3 protein-coding genes and 1 pseudogene are annotated in these 6,000 nt (G+C 77.4%); 3 read left to right on the top strand and 1 reads right to left on the bottom strand.

The features are described 5' to 3' along the window. Window positions 1-638 (top strand): annotated as a pseudogene (locus ACZ6J5_RS35895) (HSP90 family protein); the annotation flags it as partial. Further along, complete coding sequence (locus ACZ6J5_RS35890) at window positions 635-3,739, top strand: tetratricopeptide repeat protein (RefSeq protein WP_469398142.1); 3,105 nt, start codon at window positions 635-637, stop codon at window positions 3,737-3,739. The pseudogene ACZ6J5_RS35895 and the gene ACZ6J5_RS35890, both read left to right, overlap by 4 nt. A 232-nt stretch (window positions 3,740-3,971) precedes the next feature. On the opposite strand, the gene ACZ6J5_RS35885 is transcribed toward ACZ6J5_RS35890, so the two are convergent. Then, entirely contained in the window at window positions 3,972-5,567 is a 1,596-nt protein-coding gene (locus ACZ6J5_RS35885; protein WP_469398141.1) for a DAK2 domain-containing protein, read from the bottom strand. Between the two features lie 231 nt (window positions 5,568-5,798). Here ACZ6J5_RS35885 and rpmB point away from each other — a divergent pair, with 231 nt between their 5' ends. Beyond that, on the top strand, window positions 5,799-5,984 hold the full coding sequence (rpmB, locus tag ACZ6J5_RS35880) for a 50S ribosomal protein L28 (protein ID WP_003957616.1): 186 nt from the start codon (window positions 5,799-5,801) through the stop codon (window positions 5,982-5,984). Window positions 5,985-6,000 lie beyond the last annotated feature (16 nt).

Below are 6,000 nucleotides of genomic sequence, written 5' to 3'. Positions count from 1 at the left end.
TCCACTTCACCCGCACCGTCGAGGAGTTCCGCCAGGTCGCCGCCATCGCCGCCGCCCAGGGCATCGGCGTCGTCAACGGCGGCTACACCTACGACTCCGAGCTGGTCGAGCGGCTGCCCGAGGTGCGGCCGGGGACGGTGGTGGCCGAGCTCGACGCGGACACCGTGACGGCGCACCTGGACGCGGTCGATCCCGCGCGGGAGCTCGCCCTGTCGGGCTTCCTGACGGTGGCGCGGGCGACGCTGGACGCGCTGGGCTGCGACGTGTCGCTGCGGTCCTTCCACCCGGTGACGGTCCCCGCCCTGCACCTGGACGACCGGGCGGCCCGGCACGAGCAGGCCCGCGCGGAGGCCGAGGAACAGGCCGACTCCCTCTGGGCCGGCATCCTCGGCTCCCTGCGCGGCAGCGCCCCCCGCGCCCGCCTCGTCCTCAACCACCACAGCCCCCTCGTCCGCCGCATCGCCACCCTCGACGACCCCCACCTCACCACCACCGCCGTCGAAGCCCTCTACGGACAAGCCCTCCTCATGGCCCAACGCCCCCTCCGCCCCGCCGACAACGCCCTCCTCAACCGCACCTTCCTCGGCCTCCTCGAATGGGGCACCGGGCACGGCGCGGACGGGGGGACCGGGGCATGACGAGTCCGGAGTTCCAGGCCCTGCGCGAGGCCATGCGGGACAACCACGCCCGGCCCGAGGGCGCGGAGCGCAACGCGCGCGCGGAGCGGCTGCTGGCGGACGCGGAGCGGATCGGCGAGCCGCTCGCGGTGATCGAGGCGCTCGGGCACCAGTTGCAGGTGTACAACTACAGCTCGGAGAAGGCGAAGCTGTTCGTGCCCTTCTCCCGGCTGCTGGCGATGTGGGACCGGGATCCGGGCGACTTCGACGCCTACGAGACGTACTCGCTGCACTGGGTCTTCAAGTGGGTCTCCAGCGGGATGCTGGACCAGCCGCACATCCCGCTCGCCTCGATCGAGAAGTGGCTGGGCGAGATGGAGCACCGCTACCGGCTCGTCGGGCACTCCGAACGGGCCGTGCGGCAGGGCGAGTTCCGGGTGGCGCGGCACATCGGCGATCTGGACCGGGCGGGGCGCGCGTACACGGCCTGGCTGGCGGCGGAGCGCGACGACATGGCCGACTGCCACGCCTGCGAGCTGCACGGGCAGGGGCTGTGGCAGGCCGAGCTCGGCGACGACGAGGCGGCGCTGGCGGCCTGGGCGCCGGTGCTGGAGGGCGAGCACACCTGCGCCCACGAGCCGCACGCGGTGCTCGCCTCCTCCCTGCTGCCGCTGCTGCGGCTGGGGCGGGCGGAGCGGGCGCGGGCCAACCACCTGCGCGGGCACCGGCTGGTGCGGCCGATGGAGAGCATGCGCGGGGCGATGGCGCTGCACATCGAGTTCTGCGCGCTGACCGGGAACGAGGCGCGGGCGCTGGAGCTGCTGGCGGAGCGCCCGGCGTATCTGACGGACCACGGCGACCCGGACAGCGAGCTGGACTTCCTGGCGGTGACGGCGCTGCTGATGGACCGGCTGGTCGCGCTCGGGCTGGGTCGGCAGCAGGTGCCGGGCCCCTCGGACGCGCGGCCCGCGGGCGGCTGGACGGCGACGGCGCTGGCCCGGCACGCGCGGGACGGCGCGGAGGCGCTGGCCGCGCGCTTCGACGCGCGCAACGGCTCGGACCGGGTGAGCGCCCTGGTCCGGGAGCGGATGGCCGCACGGCCGCTGCTGGAGCGGCTGCCGCTGGGCGTCCGGGCGGCCGGCCGGCCCGTACCGGTGCCCGCCCCGGCCGGGCCGGGCGCGTCCGCCCGGCCCGAGGCGCGGGACCCGCTGGCCGAGGCCCGGCGGCTGACGGCCGAGCGGCGCCCGGAGGCCGAGGCGGCGTGGGCGGCGGTGGACCGGGCGGTGGCGGAGGGCCGGCTGACGCTCGACGCGAAGGCGGCGGCCGAGCTGACCGACCACCGGGCGATGGTCCACCCCGGCGACCCGGCCGAGACGGCGGCGCTGTTCCGCGCGGCGGCCGAGGCGTACGAGGCGGCGGGCGAACCCGGCGAGGCCTGGGCCGCCCGGGCCCGCGCCGCCTACGCCCTGGGCGACCCGGACGCCTGCGCGGAGCCGATCGCCCGCCTCCGCGCGCTGCACGCCATGTCGGGCGACGCGGAGGCGCGGCGGCTGACGGGGGCACTGCTCCTGCGGGCCCGGCTGCTGGGGACGGCGGAGGCGGCGGAGGAGATCCTGGCGTTCGCGCGGGACGCGCGGCAGGAGGCTCCGGCGGGGACGACCGCCCACACGCCGCCGGGCACGCGGGACGAGAGCCCGGCGGGCGCGCGGGACGGGGGGTCGGGGGGTACGCGGGACGGCGTGGGGGCGGGTCCCGACGCGGGTCCGGCGGGCGGGCGGGACGCGGCCTCGACGGCCACACGGCACGGCGGCCCGGCCGGCCCCCGGGACGACGGGTCGGCGGGCACGCTCGACCGCGACCCGGCGAGCGCGCGGGACGGCAGATCGGCAGGCACGCCCAGCGGCCAGCCGTCTAAGCACGACGCGCGTCCGCCGGGCGCGCGGGACGACGTCCCGCCCGGTGCCGCCGCCCGCACCCCGCCCCGCGTCCCCGACATCGCCGACCGGCTCGCCGAGGCCGAGTGGCTGCTCGGTGACGTCGCCGCGCGGGACGGTGACGACGAGGGGGCGGCCGAGCGGTACGAGCGGTCGGCGCGGATGTTCCACGAGGCCGGGCTGCCCTGGTACGCGGTGGAGCCCGAGGCCCGGCTGGCGGTGCTGGCGCAGCGCGGCGGGGACCTCGTGTCGGCCGAGCGGGCGGCACGGGCGGCCCTGGCGCACGCCGCCGGGTACGCGAGCCCCTCCTGGCAGGCGCGACTGCGGCTGCGGCTCGCCGAGGTGCTGGGCGCGGCGGGCCGGTTCGGCGAGGCGGCCGAGCACGGCCTGGAGGCGGCGCACTGGGCGGACGAGGCCGGCGAGGGCCGCGGGCTCGGGGCGTACGCGCGCCATCTGCTCGGCGGCTGGCTGCTGCGGGAGGGCCGGCGCGAGGAGGCGGCGGTGATCCTGGAGGCGGTGCTGCCGGACCTGTCGGCGGACGAGCACGGGGACGGGACGGTCGTCCAGACGCTGTGGTGGCTCGGGGACTGCCTGTCGGCCCTGGCGGAGCACCGTTCGGCGGCCGAGCGGTGGCTGCGGGCCGCGGAGCTGGCCTCGGCGTGGCCGGAGCAGCACGACCACGCGATGCTGGCGAACCTGGCCGCGCAGGCCCTGTTGCGCGCGGAGCTGGAGGAGCCGGCCGAGGCCGCGTTCGAGCGGGCCGGGGCGCTGTGGCTGTCCCTCGGCGACGTCCCTGCCTATGTCCGCACGCTGCGGATCCGGGCCTGGATCGCGGGCCCGGACGAGCGGGGCCGGGCACTGATGGCGACGGCGGCGGAGGTGTGCGCGGGCGACCCGGAGGAGCTGGCGGACACCCACCGGCAGACCGCCGAACTGCTCGCCCGCGCGGGCGAACCGGCGCGGCTGCGGGAGGCCCTTGCGTATGCGGAGCGGGCCTCGGCCGGTTACGCGGGGGCGGGCAGGGCGGGGGCCCGGCTCTCCGCGGACCTGCTCACCGGCTGGATCCACCTGGACCTGGGCGAGCCGGGCCCGGCGGCGGCCCTGGCCCGCGCGGTCCTGGCCACGGCATCGGCGGACCACCGGGAGGAGGCGGACACCCTGCTGGCGCGCGCGACGGCGGCGGCCTGAGGCGGGCAGGCGGGCGGCAGGCGGCAGGCGGCAGGCGGCAGGCCAGCAGACAAGCGGGCGGGCAAACAGGCAGGCGGGCCGGGCGCGGGCCAGCACCGGCGGTACCGGCCTGCGCCCGGCAAGACCGGCAGCCCGGCAACACCGGCGGCCCGGCAAGACCGGCCGGCCCGCCGGCCTACCGCGTGCCGAGAACCCGCCCCGTACGTCGGCGGCGGCGTCCCGCGCGGGGCGCCTACTCCACCCCGATGAGCAGCGCCGGCGCCCCCGCGCCCGCCTCGTAGACGGCCGTGTCCACGGCCAGGTGGGTGGCCCGGACGTGCCGTTCGAGGGTGCGGGCCAGGTCGGGGGGCGTGTCGGCGGCGACGATCAGGGTGACGAGTTCGCCGCCCGCCGACAGCATCCTGTCGAGAACCGTGCGGGCCGTGGTCGTGAGGTCCTGGCCGATGACGGCCACGTCGCCCTCGATCAGGCCCAGGACGTCGCCGGCCTGGCAGACGCCGGCCGAGGTGAAGGACTGGCGCTCGGCGACGGCGAGTTCGGCGTAGCGGGTCGCGCCCGCCGCCGCGCTCATGGCGACGACGTCCTCGTCGAAGCGCCGGTCCGGCTCGTGCACCGCGAGGGCGGCGATGCCCTGGACGGCGGCGCGGGTCGGGATGAGGGCGACCCGGATGCCCTCCGCGCGGGCGCGTTCGGCGGCGGCCGCGGCGGCCTGGCGCAGCTCGGTGTCGTTGGGCAGCAGGACGACCTCGCGCGCGTGGGCACGCCGGATCGCCTCGGCGAGCTCCTCGGCGGAGGGCGGGGCGCCGGGCAGGGCGAGCAGCGTGGTGGCCCCGGCCTCGGCGCAGAGCCCGGCCAGGCCCTCGCCGGGCAGGACCGCGACGACGGCCCGCTGGGCGGGCTCGCGCGGCTGCCCGGCGGCGAAGTGGGTGATCCGGATGCGGTGCGGGCGGCCCGCCTCCACGCCCGCCTCGACGGCCGCGCCCGCGTCGTCGACGTGGACGTGGACGTTCCACAGCCCGTCGCCGCCGACCACGACGAGGGACTCGCCCAGCGCGTCCAGTCGGGTCCGCAGCCGCTCCACTGCGTCGTCCTCGGCCTCCAGGAGGTAGAGCACCTCGTAGCCGGGCCCGTCGGCGTCCTCGCAGCCCGCGTCGAGCAGGGCGTCGAGGACCGGCCGGTGGGCGGGGGCGGCGGGCGGCTCGGGGGCCGCGCCGGTGAGGCTCCGCACCAGCGCGCCGAGCACGGCGACCAGACCGCGTCCCCCCGCGTCCACGACGCCCGCGCGGCGCAGCACGTCCAGTTGTCCGGGGGTCCGCTCCAGGGCGCTCCTGGCCCCCTCGTACGCCGTCGTGGCCACCGCCACGAGCTCCCCGCCCCCCGCGCAGGCGTCGGCGGCGGCGCGGGCGACGGTGAGGACGGTGCCCTCGACGGGGTGGGCGACGGCGCCGTGGGCCGCGTCGGCGGCTTCGGCGAGCGCGCGGGCGAGGTGGTCGCCGTCGCTCCCGTCGGCGAGGACGGCGGCCATGCCGCGCAGCAGCTGGGACAGGATCGTGCCGGAGTTGCCGCGCGCGCCGAGCAGCGCGCCGTGCGCCATGGCCCGTATGACCTCGGCCACATCGGGCCGCCCGGCGGAGGCGGCGAAGGCGTCCTCGACGGACCGGGCGGCGGACTCCACGGTGAGGTACAGATTGGTGCCGGTGTCGCCGTCCGCGACGGGATAGACGTTGATGGCGTCGATCTCCTCGCGCTCCCGGCCGAGGGCCTTCAGCGCCCCCGCGCACCAGGATCGGACCGCTTCGGCGTCGAGGGTCTGCGGAGCTCGCGGCAACGGGTGGTCCTCCTGTGCGCTGCGTTCGGTTCACCGCAGGGTAGACCGGTGATCGCCCCGGACCCGGGGCGGGGGCCGCGGAGACCGTGGTAGTTTCGTTCCACCGAAGCAGTCGTTGTATGCTGCTTCGGTTGCCCGACACACGTCGGGCCATTCCCCCGGCAAGCCACTTCAGATACCTGATTCCGGTGCGCCGGTTTCACTGTAAATCTGAAGTCTTTGGAGTGACCCGTGGCTGCCAACTGCGACGTCTGCGGCAAGGGGCCGGGCTTCGGCAACAACATTTCGCACTCGCACCGCCGTACGTCTCGTCGCTGGAACCCGAACATCCAGCGTGTGCGTGCCGTGGTCGGTCGGACGCCGAAGCGGCTCAATGTCTGCACCTCGTGCATCAAGGCCGGCAAGGTCTCGCGCTAAGAGATGCTCCCCGCGT

It is taken from the genome of Streptomyces sp. NPDC042100 (assembly GCF_055582325.1).
Note: the sequence above shows the minus strand (reverse complement) of the source record. Positions and strands in the feature narration are given on the sequence as shown.

What these genes read in the sequence shown, in the direction of transcription:
- ACZ6J5_RS35890 (WP_469398142.1), top strand. Translation starts at nt 635, where the DNA reads ATGACGAGTCCGGAGTTCCAGGCCCTGCGCGAGGCCATGCGGGACAAC.